Annotated in this window: 17 protein-coding genes; all 17 read right to left on the bottom strand. The window is 69.7% G+C overall.

Annotated features, from left to right (window positions below; genetic code table 11):
* Window positions 1-118: 118 nt before the first annotated feature.
* Window positions 119-697 (bottom strand): amino-acid N-acetyltransferase, encoded by a 579-nt coding sequence (locus ACWGSK_RS19470; RefSeq protein WP_452456374.1) that lies wholly within the window; start codon window positions 695-697, stop codon window positions 119-121.
* Window positions 698-820: 123 nt separating this feature from the next.
* Window positions 821-1,135 carry a LuxR C-terminal-related transcriptional regulator gene (locus tag ACWGSK_RS19475; protein ID WP_358507756.1) on the bottom strand — a complete coding sequence of 105 codons (315 nt, stop codon included), beginning with the start codon at window positions 1,133-1,135 and terminating at the stop codon, window positions 821-823.
* Window positions 1,136-1,841: 706 nt separating this feature from the next.
* Complete coding sequence (gene lysX, locus ACWGSK_RS19480; protein WP_358507757.1) at window positions 1,842-3,344, bottom strand: bifunctional lysylphosphatidylglycerol synthetase/lysine--tRNA ligase LysX; 1,503 nt, start codon at window positions 3,342-3,344, stop codon at window positions 1,842-1,844.
* 62 nt (window positions 3,345-3,406) lie between these two features.
* Window positions 3,407-5,119: a PQQ-binding-like beta-propeller repeat protein gene (locus ACWGSK_RS19485; protein ID WP_358507758.1), complete on the bottom strand. Its 1,713-nt coding sequence runs from the start codon at window positions 5,117-5,119 to the stop codon at window positions 3,407-3,409.
* 120 nt (window positions 5,120-5,239) lie between these two features.
* The gene (locus tag ACWGSK_RS19490) at window positions 5,240-6,022 is read right to left on the bottom strand and encodes a type III pantothenate kinase (protein WP_358507760.1); all 783 of its coding nucleotides are present in this window, start codon (window positions 6,020-6,022) and stop codon (window positions 5,240-5,242) included.
* Between the two features lie 64 nt (window positions 6,023-6,086).
* The gene (locus ACWGSK_RS19495) at window positions 6,087-8,678 is read right to left on the bottom strand and encodes an L-aspartate oxidase (protein WP_452456375.1); all 2,592 of its coding nucleotides are present in this window, start codon (window positions 8,676-8,678) and stop codon (window positions 6,087-6,089) included.
* Between the two features lie 51 nt (window positions 8,679-8,729).
* Window positions 8,730-9,602 (bottom strand): pantoate--beta-alanine ligase, encoded by an 873-nt coding sequence (panC, locus tag ACWGSK_RS19500; protein ID WP_358507763.1) that lies wholly within the window; start codon window positions 9,600-9,602, stop codon window positions 8,730-8,732.
* Window positions 9,603-9,683: 81 nt separating this feature from the next.
* Window positions 9,684-10,568, bottom strand: coding sequence for a Rossmann-like and DUF2520 domain-containing protein (locus tag ACWGSK_RS19505; protein WP_358507764.1), 885 nt, complete (start codon window positions 10,566-10,568; stop codon window positions 9,684-9,686).
* Between the two features lie 221 nt (window positions 10,569-10,789).
* On the bottom strand, window positions 10,790-11,032 hold the full coding sequence (locus ACWGSK_RS19510) for a hypothetical protein (RefSeq protein ID WP_358507766.1): 243 nt from the start codon (window positions 11,030-11,032) through the stop codon (window positions 10,790-10,792).
* Window positions 11,033-11,640: 608 nt separating this feature from the next.
* Window positions 11,641-11,880: a chaplin family protein gene (locus ACWGSK_RS19515; protein WP_358507768.1), complete on the bottom strand. Its 240-nt coding sequence runs from the start codon at window positions 11,878-11,880 to the stop codon at window positions 11,641-11,643.
* A 246-nt stretch (window positions 11,881-12,126) separates the two neighbouring features.
* Window positions 12,127-13,521: a PH domain-containing protein gene (locus ACWGSK_RS19520; RefSeq protein WP_452456376.1), complete on the bottom strand. Its 1,395-nt coding sequence runs from the start codon at window positions 13,519-13,521 to the stop codon at window positions 12,127-12,129.
* 240 nt (window positions 13,522-13,761) lie between these two features.
* Complete coding sequence (locus ACWGSK_RS19525; RefSeq protein ID WP_358507814.1) at window positions 13,762-14,208, bottom strand: PH domain-containing protein; 447 nt, start codon at window positions 14,206-14,208, stop codon at window positions 13,762-13,764.
* A gap of 171 nt (window positions 14,209-14,379) precedes the next feature.
* The gene (locus tag ACWGSK_RS19530; protein ID WP_358507772.1) at window positions 14,380-14,874 is read right to left on the bottom strand and encodes a DUF3180 domain-containing protein; all 495 of its coding nucleotides are present in this window, start codon (window positions 14,872-14,874) and stop codon (window positions 14,380-14,382) included.
* On the bottom strand, window positions 14,874-15,410 hold the full coding sequence (gene folK / locus ACWGSK_RS19535) for a 2-amino-4-hydroxy-6-hydroxymethyldihydropteridine diphosphokinase (RefSeq protein ID WP_358507773.1): 537 nt from the start codon (window positions 15,408-15,410) through the stop codon (window positions 14,874-14,876). Before folK ends, ACWGSK_RS19530 begins: the two co-directional genes overlap by 1 nt.
* Entirely contained in the window at window positions 15,407-15,778 is a 372-nt protein-coding gene (gene folB / locus ACWGSK_RS19540; RefSeq protein ID WP_358507775.1) for a dihydroneopterin aldolase, read from the bottom strand. The genes folK and folB overlap by 4 nt, the downstream gene beginning before the upstream one ends.
* Entirely contained in the window at window positions 15,778-16,221 is a 444-nt protein-coding gene (locus ACWGSK_RS19545) for a nuclear transport factor 2 family protein (RefSeq protein WP_067606263.1), read from the bottom strand. Before ACWGSK_RS19545 ends, folB begins: the two co-directional genes overlap by 1 nt.
* Window positions 16,218-17,123: a dihydropteroate synthase gene (gene folP / locus ACWGSK_RS19550; protein WP_358507777.1), complete on the bottom strand. Its 906-nt coding sequence runs from the start codon at window positions 17,121-17,123 to the stop codon at window positions 16,218-16,220. Before folP ends, ACWGSK_RS19545 begins: the two co-directional genes overlap by 4 nt.
* Window positions 17,124-17,217: the final 94 nt, after the last annotated feature.

A 17,217-nucleotide genomic window follows, 5' to 3' on the forward strand; every position in this document is an offset into this window, starting at 1 on the left:
TTACCCGCCCTCTTCCACTCCCATACCCCCGGTGCACTTAAGCGCTCGATCTCTCCACCACATGGACCCGATGCCCGGGGACGTATGGCCGGCGGGTACCTATCGACACCCGAAACCTTTAGCGCGAGGCACCTACGGGGTCATCGTCGAGATGTACAAGCATCCTCGTGTTCCCGAGAGTGTTGGGTTTGACCCGCTCCAGGTCGAGGAATTCCGCGACACCCTCGTCATAGGAACGTAGAAGTTCCTCGTACACACGGAAGGAGACCGGAGTGCCCTGGATCGGGACAAAGCCGTGTCGGGCGAAGAAACCGGTCTCGAATGTCAGGCAGAACACACGACGCACACCCAGCCCGCGGGCCGTATCGAGCAATGCGGTCACGATTCGGTGACCCACGCCGAAACCACGCAACGCGGGATCGACCGCGACCGTGCGGACCTCCGCGAGGTCCTCCCAAAGAACGTGCAGCGCCCCGCAGCCGACCACGGAGAGGCCCTCTCGCTCGAACACGGGATCCTCGGGTCCGTCGGAGGTGGTCTCCACCTCGGCCACCCAGAACTCCTGGACGTCCTCATAGAGGTTGACCGTGCTCTTGGAGAGCACACGGCGGTCGACGGAGTAGGTGTCGACGAGGCGGCGAATGTGGGTGACGTCGGACGTACGCGCCCGACGCACCCGAACATGACGAACGGGCATAGCCGGACCAGACTACGCCTTCACGACCTCCGACCGGAACGCTCTTCCACCGGTGGGGCGCGCTGGCGCGCGGGGCCGGTATGCCCGTATGTGTCACCCGGGCGTCTCCCGGGCGTGGTCGGCTCAGATGAGCTGACGCCTCGCGGCCCAGACGACCGCCTCGATGGGTGTGTTCACTCCGAGTACGTCACAGATGTTGCGAATGCGACGTCGCAGGGTTCGAGCACTGAGCTCTAGGTGCCGCGCGGCCACTTCGGTGGTGACACCCGTGGCGATCTCGGCGAGCAGTTCCAGCTCTTCGTGGCCCAGTTCGACCGGGGTGTACACGCCCGATTGGGCGTGCTCCCGCCGGCCCTGCAGGGGAACCACGTTCTCCCGGGGGGCTCGTATGAGGCTCTGGTCCTCAACGGCACGGCGTACGAGTGTGGCCTGTTCCACTCCGTCCTCCCTCATTCATATGAGTGCGGAACATCGACTCATCGACCGAAGGGCGCATCCGACCGGCTGTCGGCGCGTGGTGAGTCCCGGCCACCCGACCCTCCCCGACGAACCCCTCTGGCACAGGGGTTGGGGGCGGTAGGGAGCACGAGACACACGTGATGCCAGGGATGTTGTGGTCTGGGACGGACAGACCACACCGTGGCTACGTGTGCGGGGGACGCTGGACCGGTCCTCGGTCCGACATCCCGGCTCACCGTTCTTCTCGATCCACTTCGGCGAACTCACGGACCAAGGTCCGCTCTCAGCACGCTAGGCCGCTCCGTTGTTACCGTCAAGGGCCGATAAATGACCATGCGTGATGGACAATGGACACTGGGTCGCAATGCCATGGAAGATGAAATACCCCTCCGGCGCTGACCTGCGTAAACAATCTTCACCCGAGAACGGTGCCGCGCACACCGGAACCCCTCGGAAAAAGAAGGTTCTGGCCGGGTGGCCATCTCGACCTGACCGGAAGTTTGTTCCCTATACCCGGAAGGTGAGCGACATCTCGTGCCTTAGGCCACATTCCTCCAGGTGGCCGAAGCGACGAACGAGGGCCGCCGCTTCGATGCCGCGACGGCCCCCTGACTTCTTTCGGTCATCCCGTAACGGGATTCCCTCTGCACCTATTCATCCCAAAGCAGGGTCAAGGTGCGCGACGTTACTCCCCGGACGGCTTCACGATCGGGAAAAGGACGGTTTCCCGAATGTTCTTACCGGTGAAGGCCATCAGCAGTCGGTCGATACCCACACCCACACCACCGGTCGGCGGCATGCCGTACTCCAGCGCCCGCAGGAAGTCCTCGTCCAACTGCATCGCCTCGGGGTCGCCCTCGGCCGCCATCAGCGACTGCTCGGTGAGTCGACGGCGCTGCTCGACCGGGTCGACCAGTTCCGAGTAGCCCGTGCCCAGCTCCATGCCGAAGCCGATGAGGTCCCACTTCTCGGTGAGCAGCGGGTCCTCACGGTGCGGGCGGGTGAGCGGGCTCGTCTCCACGGGGTAGTCGCACACGAACGTGGGCTGGACCAGGGTGTGCTCCACCAGCTCCTCGAAGACGTGCTCGACGAGCTTGCCCTGACCCCAGGCGTGGTCGAACTCCACACCCTTGGCCTGGGCCGATCGACGGACCTCCTCGATCGGGGTGCGCGGGGTGACCTCGGTCCCCAGGGCCTCGGATACCGCCCCGTAAAGGGTGATCCGCGGCCACTCCCCGCCCAGGTCGAAGGTCTGGCCGTCACGTTCGATCGTGGTGGAGCCGTAGACGGCGCGGGCCGCGTCCTGGATCAGGTTCCGGGTGATGTCGGCCATCACGTTGTAGTCCGCGTACGCCTGGTAGAACTCCAGCATCGTGAACTCGGGGTTGTGCGTGGAGTCCGCGCCCTCGTTCCGGAAGTTCCGGTTGATCTCGAAGACCTTCTCCAGGCCGCCCACGACCAGCCGCTTGAGCGACAGTTCCGGGGCGATGCGCAGGTACAGGTCCATGTCGTAGGCGTTGATGTGCGTGGTGAACGGACGCGCCGTGGCGCCACCGTGCACCCGCATCAGCATGGGGGTCTCGACCTCGATGAAGTCGCGGTCGCTCAGGCCGTCCCGGATCGCGCGGATGGCGGCCGAGCGGCGACGCACCATCTGCTGGGAGTCGGGGTTGACGATGAGGTCCACGTAGCGCTGACGCACGCGGGCCTCGGGGTCGGTCAGGCCCTTGTGCTTCTCCGGGAGCGGACGCAGGCACTTGGCCGTCAGCGTCCAAGAGCTCACCAGGATGGACAGCTCACCGCGGCGAGAGGTGATGACCTCGCCCTCCACACCCACGTGGTCACCGAGGTCGATGTCGGCCTTCCAGGCGTCCAGGCTCTCCTTGCCGACCTGGTCCAGGGACAGCATGATCTGCACGTCCCCGGTCTCGTCGCGCAGGGTGGCGAAGCAGAGCTTGCCGCCGGTGCGGTAGAGCATGACGCGGCCGGCGATGGCGACCTTGTCCCCTGTGTGGGTGTCGGGCTCCAGGCCCTGGTGTTTGTCGCGCACAGGGCCGATCGACATGGTCCGCGGGTAGTTCACGGGGAAGGGGTCGATGCCCTCCTCCCGGAGCCGGTCCAGCTTCTGCCGCCGGACTCGCATCTGTTCGGGCAGGTCGTCGTAGGTGTCGTCGTGCGCGTCATTCACGGGCCCGATCCTACCCGTGTCGAACACTCCCACCGACCGGATCGGGCCCATGCGCGAGAGGCTCAGCGCAACCCCACCACCACCCGGCTTCGGCCCTCGTTCCCGGTGTGGACGAACACGGTCTCGTGGACCGGGACGAAGAGCGCCCCCGCCACGTTCGGCCGACCACCGGCCAGGTCCTCCCCGTCCAGGGGGATCGATCTCGGTTCGGCGTCGTCCCAGGGGTGGACCGCCATCTCCCATCCGGAATCACCGGAGACCAGGCGGATCACGACGTCCTCCAGGAACAACGCCTCGGACACGGGCCGGTCCTCGGCGACCGGCAACGATCCCGTGGCGCGTGTCCCATCGCCGTCCCAGTCCCGCTCCACGAACCGGACGAGGTCTCCGTCCCGAACCGACACCGTGAACGAGTCCGCGCTCACACCCGCGAACTCGGCACCGGCCCAGAAGGGTTCGGGGCCCTCGTACAGGACCTCCCCCGTGGTCAGATCGGCGACCAGGTCCCCCTCCGGCGTGTACACGGCGCTCTCGTCCGCCGAGACCCGCAGGTCCCTCGGTTCGGGGATGGAATGATCCTCCGACCACACGTGAGCCATCGGTACCCGCCAGAGCTCTCGCCCGGTGCTCGCGTCCAGAGCCACGATCAAACCGTCGAGGTCCGCGTCATCGATCCGCCTCCCCCGGTCATCGCGGTCGACTCCGCAGACGAGCGGCAGCAGGATCGTCTCCTCGACCCGCGCGGTGTCGTCGGACCAATGCCGGCTCGACCCGAAGTCGCACCCGTCCTCAAACTCGTACTCCCACGAGTGCTCCGCGTACCCAGTGTCGTGCCGCACCTCCCCGTATCCGAAGCGCAGGGTGCCCGTGTCCGTCCGCTCGAATTTCGCCGGATCCATCTCGAAGGCGCGCTTCCCAACCCAAAAGTACGCCGTCGACTCCATTTCTCCGGTGGCCACGTCCAACACGATCCGCCCGTTGTGGCGCCGCCCCAACCCGAAACCCAGGTGCACCGACTCCCCAGCCGGGTCGACCCGGGACGACGTGTACCCGTGGTCGTCCCCGCCCATCGCCGGATGCCGGTAGCTCCACACCTCCCGCCCGGTGACCGGATCCAGCCCGACGACCCCATGGTCGAGCAACACCAGTCCCACGCTCGGGGTGGCCACCACCGATTCGATCCGCCCATACCCCTCGGGGACCCAGGTCCACGCGTGCTCGCCCAACGTCGACGCCGGTTTCCCGGACCACTCCGGCACCGTCTCGGCCGCGACCGTGTGCCCGATCTCCGGAACGAGCGTCATCGGCACCCATACCGTGGGCACCCCCAGCAGAAACGTGACCAGAACGGCCACCCGGCGAAGTTCCGGACCGGCCTGCTTCGGCGAGCCCGCCAGGAGTAGGACCGCGGCGCCGACCAGGACGAGCCAGGAACCGACCTCTTCCAGGTACAGGGCGGGCTCGCTGGAGACGGGGAGCAGGAAACGCTCACTTCCCGCTCCCACCGGGAACAGGGCGACCATGAACGTGAACAGCGCCACCAGCCGGATCATCACGTGGCCGCGACGGGTCGCGAGGAACGACAGGAGCGTGGCGAAGACGCACAGCAGCCCGACCGAGAAGGGAACATCCGATTCTCGGAACAGACTCAGCACCATCGAGAGCAGGCCGGCTCCGGTGAGCAGGGCCCCCGCCAGAGCGAAGGGCGCGGCCGCCGAGGAGTGTTCGAAGGCGTCATGAACGTTGGAGCCGTCGTGGGCGATGGGAAACGCCATGGAGGTCCTTCGTTCGGAAGGGGCTTCCCCATCCAGCGTCGCGGCTCCACCACGCGACCGGGTTCCGTCCCGGTCGCGTTCCCGTCACGGCCTCGTTCGAGGCCGCGCCCGGTCGGCGGCTCAGTCGACGTTGCGTTCGAAGACCAGGCGCAGGCCGGTGAGGGTCAACCAGGGCTCGTGCACGTCGATGGTCTCGCACTCGTCCACCACCGTCGTGGCCAGGCCACCGGTGGCCACGACCGTGACCTCGTCCGGGTTGTCGGTCAGCTCCGCGACCATCCGGTCCACGATCCCGTCGACCTGGCCGGCGAACCCGAACACGATGCCCGAGCGCAGCGCCTCGGTGGTGTTCTTCGCGATCGCCGTACGCGGCTTGACGATCTCCACCATGTGCAGCTGGGCGCCCCTGCGGGACAGCGCGTCCACGGAGATGTCGATGCCCGGGGCGATGGCGCCGCCCACGTACTCGCCCTTGGGACTGACCGCGTCGAACGTGGTCGCCGTGCCGAAGTCCACCACCACGCTCGGGCCGCCGTAGAGGTGACCGGCGGCCAGCGCGTTGATGATCCGGTCGCTGCCGACCTCCTTGGGGTTGTCCATCCGGATCGGCACACCCGTCTTCACACCCGGCTCGACGATCACCGCGGGCAGGTCCCCGAAGTGCCGGCGGAACATCTCGCGCATCTCGTGTTGGACCGAGGGCACCGAGCAGCACATGGCGATGCCGTCGATCCCGCCCAGGTCGCTCAGCGAGCTCCCGTCGATGAGGCCGCGCAGCACCACCGCCCATTCGTCCGCGGTGCGGCGGACGTCGGTCCCCACCCTCCAATGTTCGAGAAGGTCATCGGAGTCGAAGAGTCCGAGCACCGTCTCGGAGTTACCGACGTCGATCGCCAGCAGCATTCTGAAGGCCTCATCTTTGGTCGAAGTGGTGGGTACCAAGGGAATCTTCCACCACCCGGGCGGTTCAGGCCAGGTCGAGTGCGATATCCAGCGCCGGGCTGGAGTGGGTGAGCGCACCCACCGCCAGGTAGTCGACCCCGGTGGCGGCAACGTCTGCGGCGACCCTCAGGGTGAGGCCCCCGCTGGACTCCAGGCGGGCACGGCCCGCCACCAGGGCGACCGCCTCGCGCAGTCGCGGCACCGAGAAGTTGTCGAGCAGGATCTCCTCCGCGCCCGCTGCCAGGGCGTCCTCGATCTGATCGATCCGGTCGACCTCCACCTCCAGGGGAAGATCGGGGAAGCGTTCCCGGATGGCGCGGACCGCCGCACCCACTCCTCCGGCGGCGAGGACGTGGTTGTCCTTGATCAGTCCGGCGTCGCTGAGGCAGTACCGGTGGTTGACGCCGCCGCCGCACCGCACCGCGTACTTGTCCAGGGCCCGCAGTCCGGGGGTGGTCTTTCGGCTGTCCCGAATACGGGCTTCCGTCCCGGCCACGGCGTCCACCCAGGTTCGGGTGGCGGTCGCGATCCCGGACATGTGGGTGAGCAGGTTGAGGGCGGTGCGCTCGGCGGTGAGCAGGTCGCGGGTGCGGGCGGTGACCGTCATGAGCACGTCGCCACCCTTGACGGAGTCGCCGTCACGCGCCGACCGGGCGATCTCCAGGGCGCCGTCGGCGACCAGCCAGAACACCAGCTCCGCCAAGGGCAGGCCACTGACGGTGCCGTCGGCGCGCGCCACCACGTGGGCGGTGCGCACCTGATCGGCGGGGATGGTCGCCACGGTGGTGACGTCGATGCGGGGGCCGGCGGTGAGGTCCTCGGACAGGGCCCGCAGCACGGTGTCCACGTGGCCCTGGTGCGGCGCGGTCCAGGGCAGCGTGAACTCCGCGCGCGCCTCCGGTGCCGGGTCGGGCCGGCCCAGGGGGAAGGTGATGCCGTCCAGCTCGGCTTCCAGGGCGGGCGGGAGCGAGGGCCCGCGCTTGTCGTCGGTGGTCACGATGGTGTCCCCTTCAAGTCGGACGATCACGGGCCGCGTGCGCAGCTCGGGTCGGGGCTCCGGTGTGTCGGCGCGCTGGTGGGAGCCTCGGCTCTCCGCGCGGCTCATGGCCGCGGCGGCCACCAGTCGGGCCACGGTGAGCAGGTTGGCGGTCTCCCAGGACGCGGTGTCGGGGGCGACCTCGCCGGTGTTCTCGACCAGGGCGTCGAGTTCGGTGACCAGGGTCTGGAGCCCGTCGCCGGTACGCAGGACCCCGGCGTGACGAGACATCAGGGCGCGGACCCGAGCGGCCGTCGACGGATCGACCGGCGGAGCGGGCGCGCCGACGGTCACGGCCTCCGTCCGCTCGGGGGCGGGTTCCTCGACGAGTCGGGCGGCGATGCGGTCGGCGTAGACCAGACCCTCCAGCAGTGAGTTGGAGGCCAGCCGGTTGGCGCCGTGCACTCCGGTGCGGGCCACCTCGCCCACGGCCCACAGCCCGGGAACCCCGGTACGGCCGTCGATGTCGACCTCCACCCCGCCGGAGGCGTAATGGGCGGCCGGCGCCACGGGGATGGCCTGGGTCAGTGGGTCGATGCCGTGGGCGCGACAGGACGCCAGGATGGTGGGGAAGCGGCGCTCCCACGTGGCCCGGCCGAAGTGGCGGGTCTCCAGGTACACGTGGTCGGTGTCCTGCGCGGCCATGACCCGGGCGATGGTGCGGGCGACCACGTCGCGGGGGGCGAGGTCGGCGAGTTCGTGCACCCCCGCCATGATGCGGCGGCCCTCGGCGTCGACGAGGTAGGCGCCCTCTCCGCGCAGCGCCTCCGAGACGAGGGGTTGTCGGCCCCGTGCCTCCGGGCCCAGCCACAGGACTGTGGGATGGAACTGGATGAACTCCAGGTCACGCAGGCGCGCACCGGCCCGGGCCGCCAGTGCCAGGCCGTCCCCGGTGGACACTGGCGGGTTGGTGGTGGCCGCGAACACCTGGCCCATGCCACCGGTGGCCAGGACCACGGCGGGGGCCCGGACCGCGCCCACCCCGTCGCGTTCGCCCTCCCCCATGACGTGCAGGGTGACTCCGCCGACCCGGCCGGTGGCGGGGTCGCGCAGGACGTCCAGGGCCAGCGCGTGTTCGATGATCTCCACGCGTTCGGCGTCGCGTACGGCGCGCACGAGGGCGCGTTGGATCTCCGCGCCGGTGGCGTCCCCTCCGGCGTGGGCCACCCGGTCGGTGCGGTGGCCGCCCTCGCGGGTGAGGGAGAGCCCACCGTCGTCGTCGCGGTCGAACTCGGCGCCCAGTCCGATGAGCCAGCGCAGGGCGTCGGGTCCCTCGGTGGCGAGCACGTTGACGGCGTGGGGGTCGCACAGGCCGGCCCCGGCCAGGTGCGTGTCGACCATGTGGGCGACGGGTCCGTCCTCGGGGGCCATGGCCGCGGCGATGCCGCCCTGGGCGAAGGCGGTCGAACCGGTGGACAGACGGTCCTTGGTGACCAGGACGACCCGACCGACGTCGGTGCCCTGGACGTAGCGCAGCGCGGTGCTCAGGCCGGCGATGCCCGAACCGACGACCACGACGTCGGCGTGGGTGGCCCACCCGGGTTCGGGGGCCGTGATCCGGGTCTGTCTGTCAGCACTCATCCGGGGGTCGCTTTCTGAACGATCTGAACGGACTCGGCCCGGCCGACCCCACTAGAGGGACACCGACACGTTGTCGATGAGTCGGGTGGGGCCGACCCTGGCGGCGACGGCCAGGACGGCGGCGCCCCGGTGTTCCGAGGAGGCTTCGGCGAAGGTCGCCGGGTCCACCAGGGCGAGGTAGTCGAGTTCGACCGGCGGGGTCGCCTTCGCCGCCTCGTCGAGGACGGAGCGGGCGGCCTCTCGGACGCCATCGGCCCCGTCGGAGGCGGCCTCGGCCCCGGCGCGCAGGGCGCGGGAGAGCGCGAGGGCGCTGCCGCGCTGTGCGTCGTCGAGGTAGACGTTGCGGCTGGAGGAGGCCAGGCCGTCGGCGTCGCGCAGGGTGGGGGCGCCGACGATCTCGACCGGGAGGTTCAGGTCGACGACCATGCGGCGGACGAGGGCGATCTGCTGGGCGTCCTTCTCCCCGAAGACGGCGAGGTGTGGGCGGACCAGTTGGAACAGTTTGGTGACCACGGTCAGGACACCGGTGAAGTGCCCGGGCCTGGAGGCGCCCTCCAGCCGTTCACCCATGGCGCCGGCGTCGACGGTGACCATCTGCTCGGCGGGGTACATGGTCTCGACCTCGGGGGCGAAGACCACGTCCACCCCTTCCTCGGCGCACACTCGGACGTCGGCCGCCAGGTCGCGCGGGTAGCGGTCCAGGTCCTCGTTCGGACCGAATTGGAGGGGGTTGACGAAGACGCTCACCACCACGGTCTCGGCCTTCTCCCGGGCCAGGCGCATGAGGGTGCGGTGGCCGCCGTGGAGGGCTCCCATGGTGGGGACCAGACCCACACGGCCACGACCGTCGAGGGCACGGCGCAGCTCGCCCGGCGTTCGGACGACGAGGGGCCCGTCTGCGGCGGGCATGGTGGGGGCGGTCATCGGTCTCTCCCTGGTGGGCACGATGGCGCGCGGACCGGGGTTCGCGCGCCGGGGTGGTTCGGGGCTCGGCGGTGCGCTTCCTCAGCGGCGCAGGACATCGAGCAGCCGCGCGGCGTCCTCCGGCTTGAGCAGCCCGGCGTTGATGGCCCGGTCCGCGGTGAGTCGGGCGAGTTCGACGTAGCTGGCCACGCTCTCGGGCGCGTTCTCGCGCAGCTGTTCGATGTGGCCGGCGACCGTTCCGGCGTCACCGCGCAGGACGGGACCGCTGAGCCCGTGGATGCCCAGGCGCAGGGCGTTGTCCAGGGCGGCGGAGAGCATCGGGGCGAGCAGGCGCCCGGGCTCGGGCACCCCGGCGGCGGAGAGCAGGGAGGCGCTGTCGGCGACCAGGGTGACCAGGTGGTTGGCGCCGCCGGCCAGGGCCGCGTGGTACAGGGTGCGTTTGTCCTCGGCGATCCACACCGGTTCGGCGCCCATCTCGACGACGAGGGCCTCGGCGATGGGACGCAGCTGTTCGGGGGCGGTGACCCCGAAGGTGCAGTCGGCGAGCCTTTCGATGTCCTCGTCGCGACCGGTGAAGGTCATGGCGGGGTGCAGCGCCAGGGGGAGGGCCCCGACGATGGTGGCGGGGGCGAGGACGCTGTAGCCGTGGGCGCCGCTGGCGTGGACCAGGATCTTGCCGCGCAGGTCGACCCCGGTTCCGGCGAGCCCCTCGACCAGGTCGGGGAGGGCGTCGTCGGGGACGGTGAGCAGTACCAGGTCACTGGCCTCGACCACCTGTGCGGGTTCGAGGACGCGGGCACCGTCCAGACGCTTCTCCGCCCGGGTCACCGACGCCTCGGAGACCGCACTGGCCGCCACGACCTTGTGTCCGGCCCTGGCCAGGGCGAGGCCGAGGACGGAGCCGACACGTCCGGCTCCGACGACGCCGACCCGCAGACGGGCGGGACGCCCCTGTGTCGTCTCCATGTACTCCGTGTCCCCTCCTGATCCGGTGCGCGTTCGCTTCCGGCGCGCCGAGGTCTGAGCACACGATAGTCCTCCCCCCGTGGTGGACCGTCGCCCCGCCCCTGGTGAGGAAGGCCCTGGGAGGTGACCGGTGACATGGAGCGGGGACGGGCATCGTCGCCCGCCCCCGCGTGTGTTCCGTCCGTCCCGGCCATCCGTCTCGTGGTGGCCGGGTCCGGGGATCAGTCCTGGATGATGACCCCGGCGTTGTAGCAGGAGGCGAGGGACTGGCCCAGCACGGCGTTGGAGTTGCCGCAGCCGGCGTTGGTGTTGTCCACACCGTTGATGTAGGAGATGTTGCCACTGACATCGGAGCCGTAAGCGGAGGTCCAGGCTCCGGCCTGTGCCGCGGCCGGTGTGGCGGAGAGGATGATCCCGGCGGAGGCGAGGGTCACGGCACCGACTGCGAGCGTCTTCTTCAGCACTGCTTTGTCTCCTTAGGCGTCCGGTCGGGGGGAGCCGCCCGGACTCGCGGTGTTGCGACGCCTGTTGGCGTCGGGGATGAAATTACCTACGAAGACGCCCACGAAACACACCCTGAACTGCACTGATCACAAAAAGTCGACGCTCGTCACCCACGGTCGCGGTACTTCCCGGGGCCCACCCGGACAAAGGCTCAGACTTCGCATCGCACCCGATCGCACAACGTCACCACCACTTCGGGGTTATCGCGCGGCGACAACGCCGGTTGCGGTCGACCATCTTCTCCCTCGACGACACCAGGCCCCGACCGCTGTGGGATAGCGGCCGGGTCCTCTTGCCTGGTTTCTCGGCGGGGCGGGTCTACGACAAGCCCTGACTCATCGCGGCTACGGGCTGACAGCGCCGGCTCTTGAGGATCTCCGACTCGGGCGACCCCTCCAAGGCCTCCACCACCTCCGGGCGACCGCCCGTACCGGTCACACGAAAAGCGCCACCCCGTCGTCACGGGATGGCGCTTGACGCGATGAAGCCAGGGACCCGAGGGCGGTTCGGCGGAAGGCGCCTTCCGGCCGTTCAGCCCGCCCGAGTCGGGTCGGTTCGGTGACCCGAACTAGTTCTTCACGGTGGCACCGGAGTCGACGCAGTTGGCGCCGGAGACACCCAGGATGGCGATCGAGTTGCCGCAGACGTTGACCGGCACGTCGAGGTCGGCGATGAGCTGGTTGCCGCTCAGGATGCCACCGTTGCCGGAGGTGAACGCGTTGCTGTTGGCCATGGCCGGGGACCCGGCAAAGAGGACGCCGGCAGCGGCGGCGGTGATGGCGGTAACGGCGAAGGCCTTCTTCAGCATGAATATCTCCCGTCAGGACCGTTTGGCGGGGGGCGCCAAACGGTCGAAACCATTGACGATGTGTATGACAGTGAACACTCCCCGTGTTCAGACACCATTTAGCCATACTCAGCCGCCGAGCGTGACCAGAAACCCGAAGCTTTCATGGCCCGTGACCAGGAAATATCACCCGTTGCGATCAGACATGTCGGACATGCAACCCACAACTACAGCCACTTACAGCCCTTCATGTGACACACACCACACTCACGTCTCGGGGGTGTCATCCGAAGAAACCTCCACTTCCTCGCCCGAGTGCTCCCTCTGCCCGGATTCCGCGTGCATGGTCGCCCGGGTCGCCCACCGTTCCGTGCCCGCGGAGGGCACCCGTGCGCGCCTGCCGGCCTCGGCCAAGGCGTCCAGGAAACGACGGCCCTCCACCGCGTCCCGGTCGGTCGCGCGCGCCGACACCGGCCCCGGAGGCGTGTCCACGTCGACGGTGACCCGACCTCGCAGGCGGGCGATCGGCCCGGCGGAGAGCCGCAGCGTCTGCATCCGCTCCACCGGGACGATCTCCGTGACCCGACAGAACACGCCGCGCACGCTCACGAACAACCGCTCGTCCACCCCGGCCGCGCCCGCCGACCGCCCCCGGTCGGCCACCAGCGGCACCACCGCCGCCTCGCTCCCGGGGAAGACCTCGTTCACCAACGTGAACGCCTTGGACCGCGGCGCCACCGGCAGCAGGTCCGCGGAGTCGCCCTGTCGGGCCCCCGCGTATCCCGCGACGGTCGCCTCCACCCGGGCCACCCCGAGTGCCCGCCACAGCATCGGTTCCACGATCCGCACCGCCTGTACCCGGCCGGGCGGAACGGTCTGCATCCGACGCTGGAACATGCCGTAACGCAGCCTCAGCCCGTCCGAGGACAACGACGCGTAGAAGTCCGTGTACCGCGCCAGCGGGCCCCAGTAGTAGCGCAGCAGCCCCAACGCGAGCGGCACCACCGCGCCCAACACACCCGGCTCCAGGAAGACCACGAACGCCGTGGCCAGCATGAGCAGCAGGATGAAGGAGACCAGGATCGGCACCCTGAAGGTCAACGCCCCCAGCAACAGGGGGAAGGGCAGGCGGTAGAACGGCCACTCCGGGGCCTGCGGAGCGCGGCCGGGAAGCCCCGCCGCGTGGGCGAGCACCGCCGCCCGCATCCGCTCTGCGACGCCCTTGGGCAGGCAGCGCAACCGGATGGCGCTACCGTCTCCGCCGGCCAGTTCGACGCGCAGTTCCGCCATCCCGAACACCTGCATCAGCAACGGCTGGACCACGTCCACCGCCTGGAGCCGACTCAACGGAATCTCCCTGGCGCTGCGCAGGACCAGCCCCGTGTGCACCACCAGGTGGTCCTCTCGGAGCCCGAAGGTGCCGTACCACCAGGAGGGCAACGCGTAGGCGAAGGAGCCGAACAGCACGGCCAGCGCCATGAACAGCACCCAGGCGAACCCGAACATCACCAGGATCGGCCCGATCAACGCGACGAACACCAGCGTCACCGCGATGATCTGCAACGGGATGATCATCCAGTGCGCCCGGAACACTCCGGTGGTGATGTCGTCCTTGGGAGGCGGCGGCGGTAGCGGCGGCCCCCACCTGAGCCCCGCCGGCATGGCCGGCCCCTGGAAACGCGGGTAGGGGCCCGGCTGCGGTGGATAGGGCGCGGGCCCCGGTGGACGCGCGCCTTGGTGCTGCCCCGGGTACGGACCTTGGTACGGGTTCGAGGGCGGCCCCTGGGGCGGCCCTTGGTAGGGGCCGCCGGGAGGCGGGCCCTGCACAGGGCCCTGCGGCGGCCGGTGCGCCCCACCTCCCGGCGGCGCCCACCCTGGTTCCTGCTGAGGCGATCCGTGCACTTACAACCCCGTGGAGAAACTCTCGCTGCGCGCGGCGAGCCGGTCGCGCAACTGGACGGCATCGGCCAACGGGAGCCCGACCACCCGCGCGTCCGCGGTGCTCGCCGCGGTGCGCACACGCACCGTCGCGATCCCCAACGCCTGTTCGAGCAGGTCGGTGGTGACGTCCACGACCTGCATCCGGCCGTAGGGCACCACCACGAGTTGCCGAACGAACACCCCGTAGGTCAGATACAACTCGGCCGGCGCCTCGGTGTAGCCCCAGGAGCGTTGGAACCGACCCGCGAGGAACCACATGCCGACCGCGACGACCAGGGCGAGAGCGGCCCAGATCCCGGCCCACAGCGGACGGCCCCACATGAACAGCAGCACGCCGCCACCCACCCCGGCGACCAGGCATCCCGCCGTGGTCACCAGCCGTCGGTACCAGGCCAACGCCGGTGGGATACGCCGCCAGAGCAGACCCTCGGGCGCGGCGAAGGCCACGTCCAGGGGCCGCTCCACTTTCGTCGATCCCGTCTCGGACTCGGTCTCGGGTGTCGATTCACTGGTCTCCACGGCCTCAGTCAACCATCAGCGCGCAAGGGTCGGTGAAGGCGCGCAGCGAACAACGGATGTTCAGCCGGCCCGCGGCGTGTCGTCGGTGTCGTCCTCGCCGTCGTCGTCGGGGACCCGGCAGGCGTGCTCCAGGTACAGCGCGGCGGCCAGGAGCAGGCCGGCGGCCAGGGCGGTGCCCACCGAGACCAGGAAGGCCTCGCGATGCGTGGGCAGGTCCAGTCGTTCGGTGATCGACAGGGCCATGCCCGCGAAGAAGCCCGCGGCCATCGACGCGAACAGGGCGCTCGCCTTGGCCAGGGCCAGTAGGCGGGCGGCGCTGAGCGGTTCGATGGGTTCGGTCCCCGGCTCGCGTCGAATGCGCCGCGCGGTCCGCCCCGCCGTGTAGGACTCGGCGAAGGCCAGCAGCAACAGGGTCGGGATCGCCGACCACGGGATCAGTGGCAGCCCGGACAGCGAGTTGGCGACGAAGAGGCCCACCAGGGCCCCGAGGGCCGCCAGGACGGACGGGACACGCCACCCGGTCGGGGAGAGCGTGCCCCCGCCGTCATCGGACATCAGCGATCCGCCTCCCCCGGAAGCCGCAGGGCAAGGTCGTCGCGTCGCGTCAGCTTCTGTTCCCCGGTGGTGTCGGCGTCCTCCACGTCGGCGAGCAGCGTCGCCACCGGCGCCCGGCCGGGCACGACCGCCGCGGGATCGGCGTCCAACCAGGGGCGCAGCACGAACGCGCGCAGGTGGGCGCGCGGGTGCGGCAACGTCAGGACCGGATCGTCGTCGACGGTGTCCCCGAAGGCGATCACGTCCACGTCCAGCGTGCGCGGACCCCACCGCACCTCTCGGACCCGATCGAAGTCGCGTTCGGCCGCCTGTGCGCGCTCCAGCAGTTCCCGGGCGGTGCCGTCGAAGTCGACGACCAGGACGGCGTTCAGGTACGCGTCCTGTTCGGGTCCCCCCACCGGGGCGGTCTCGTAGACCGGCGAGAGCGCGACGGGCGTGGGCGCCCCCGGCCCGGACGACAGCGCCTCCACGGCCCCCCGCAGGGTGGCGTGGCGGTCCCCCAGGTTGGAACCCAGGGCGAGTACGGCACGGGTCACCACGCACCCCGCTTCCCACGGGTCACCGTGACCGAGACGTCCTCGAACTCGTGCTCGATCGGCGCCGACGGCTTGTGCACGGTCAACTCGACCCCCTCCACGAGCGACTCGACCATGCACTCGGCGGCGAGCCGTTCGGCCAGCGTCTCGATCAGGTTGACCGGTTCGCCGGTGACGATCGCGACGAGACGGTCGGCGAGCAGCCCGTAGTGCACGGTGTCTCCGACGTCGTCGCTGACCGCGGCCGAACTCGTGTCCAGGTACAGCACGGCGTCGACCACGAAGTCCTGGCCCTCACGACGCTCGAAGTCGAACACGCCGTGGTTGCCCCGGGCCCGCAGTCCACGGAGCGCGATGCGGTCCGACATCAGTCCTCGCCCTCCGGTTCGTCCTCCTCCATCAGGACCGGCGAGGCGTGGTGCGACCACAACCGCCACCCCTGCTCGGTGTCGACGAACAGGTTGGTGGTGACCACCTGCCCGCCCGCGACGAACCCGGGACTGCCGTCCTCGGCCGTCAGCACGTTCTCCTCACACGTGACCATGGCGATGTCACCGCCCACCCCGATGTGCGTCTCGGTGAGCACGTACTGGATGTAGGTGACGTTGGCCATGATCAGGGACCAGGCGCGCATGATCTCGGTACGACCGCGCAGCAGCGGCCAGCCGGGGTTGACGCACACCAGGTCCGGGGCCTCGTACTCCTCGGCCCACACCGCGCCCATCAGGTCGATGTCGCCGTTCTCGATGGCGCTGTAGAACTGGGAGTTGGCCTCGGCGACGCTCTCCATGACCTCCTGGCGGGACTTCACAGGCCACCCCGGACCAAGGGCTCGGAACGGCCCTCGTCGAGCCCACGGCCACCGTCGGACCAGGCGGCCGCCACGCGTACGGCGTCGGCGTTGGGACGGACGTCGTGTACGCGTACCGCCCACGCGCCCCGATCCGCGGACAGGGTCGTCACCGCGGCGGTGGCCGCGTCACAGTCGACGAAGGGGCGATCCTCGCCCTTGGCGTCACCGAGCAGTCGGCTCAGGAAGCGTTTGCGGGAACCGGCGACCAGCACCGGACGGCCCAGTTCGTGGAACCGTTCGAGGTGCTGGAGCAGCGCCCAGTTGTGCGCCTGTTCGGGGCGTTTGGAGAATCCCAGTCCCGGGTCCAGAACGATCTGGCCGGGGTCGACTCCTGCACTGATCATGGCCTCCATACGGTCGCGGAGCTCATCGAGGACCTCCTGGACGACATCCGTGTACACGGCACGGCTCTGCATGTCATGACTATGCCCACGCCAGTGCATCAACACGTAGGCGACACCGGAAGATGCGACCAGTCGTGCCATCTCGGGGTCGGCCAACCCACCGCTGACGTCGTTGACCAGGACCGCGCCGGCCTCGACCGCGCGCTCGGCCACCTCGGCCCGCATGGTGTCGACGCTGACCGCGATCCCGCGGGAGGCGAGTTCCCGCACGACCGGTTCGACGCGGCGCAGTTCCTCGGCGGCGCCCACACGTTGGGCGCCGGGCCGGGTGGACTCACCGCCCACGTCGATGATGTCGGCTCCCTCTTCGACCAGCCGCAGACCGTGTTCGATCGCGCGTTCGGGATCGAACCAGGATCCGCCGTCGGAGAAGGAGTCGGGGGTGACGTTGACGACCCCCATGACCAGGCACCGCCCGCGGTCGGGCAGTCCTGGAAGTGTGTGTTTCGGCGCCATGCGTTTCACCCTACGCGTACGCGTAGGGGCCGGGGGCACACCGCCCCCGGCCCCTGTGAAGGTGTTCTCCGGGTCGCCCCGGACCGGCCGCACA

This window comes from Nocardiopsis sp. NPDC055551, from assembly GCF_053619415.1.

Excerpts from the sequence above, each read along its gene's own strand:
- ACWGSK_RS19530 (WP_358507772.1), bottom strand. The coding sequence starts at position 14,874 with ATGTCCGATGACGGCGGGGGCACGCTCTCCCCGACCGGGTGGCGTGTC.
- ACWGSK_RS19495 (WP_452456375.1), bottom strand. The coding sequence starts at position 8,678 with ATGAGTGCTGACAGACAGACCCGGATCACGGCCCCCGAACCCGGGTGG.
- ACWGSK_RS19485 (WP_358507758.1), bottom strand. The coding sequence starts at position 5,119 with ATGGCGTTTCCCATCGCCCACGACGGCTCCAACGTTCATGACGCCTTC.
- ACWGSK_RS19470 (WP_452456374.1), bottom strand. The coding sequence starts at position 697 with ATGCCCGTTCGTCATGTTCGGGTGCGTCGGGCGCGTACGTCCGACGTC.
- ACWGSK_RS19515 (WP_358507768.1), bottom strand. The coding sequence starts at position 11,880 with ATGCTGAAGAAGGCCTTCGCCGTTACCGCCATCACCGCCGCCGCTGCC.
- folB (WP_358507775.1), bottom strand. The coding sequence starts at position 15,778 with ATGTCGGACCGCATCGCGCTCCGTGGACTGCGGGCCCGGGGCAACCAC.
- ACWGSK_RS19505 (WP_358507764.1), bottom strand. The coding sequence starts at position 10,568 with ATGGAGACGACACAGGGGCGTCCCGCCCGTCTGCGGGTCGGCGTCGTC.
- panC (WP_358507763.1), bottom strand. The coding sequence starts at position 9,602 with ATGACCGCCCCCACCATGCCCGCCGCAGACGGGCCCCTCGTCGTCCGA.
- ACWGSK_RS19520 (WP_452456376.1), bottom strand. The coding sequence starts at position 13,521 with ATGCCGGCGGGGCTCAGGTGGGGGCCGCCGCTACCGCCGCCGCCTCCC.
- ACWGSK_RS19490 (WP_358507760.1), bottom strand. The coding sequence starts at position 6,022 with ATGCTGCTGGCGATCGACGTCGGTAACTCCGAGACGGTGCTCGGACTC.
- folP (WP_358507777.1), bottom strand. The coding sequence starts at position 17,123 with ATGGCGCCGAAACACACACTTCCAGGACTGCCCGACCGCGGGCGGTGC.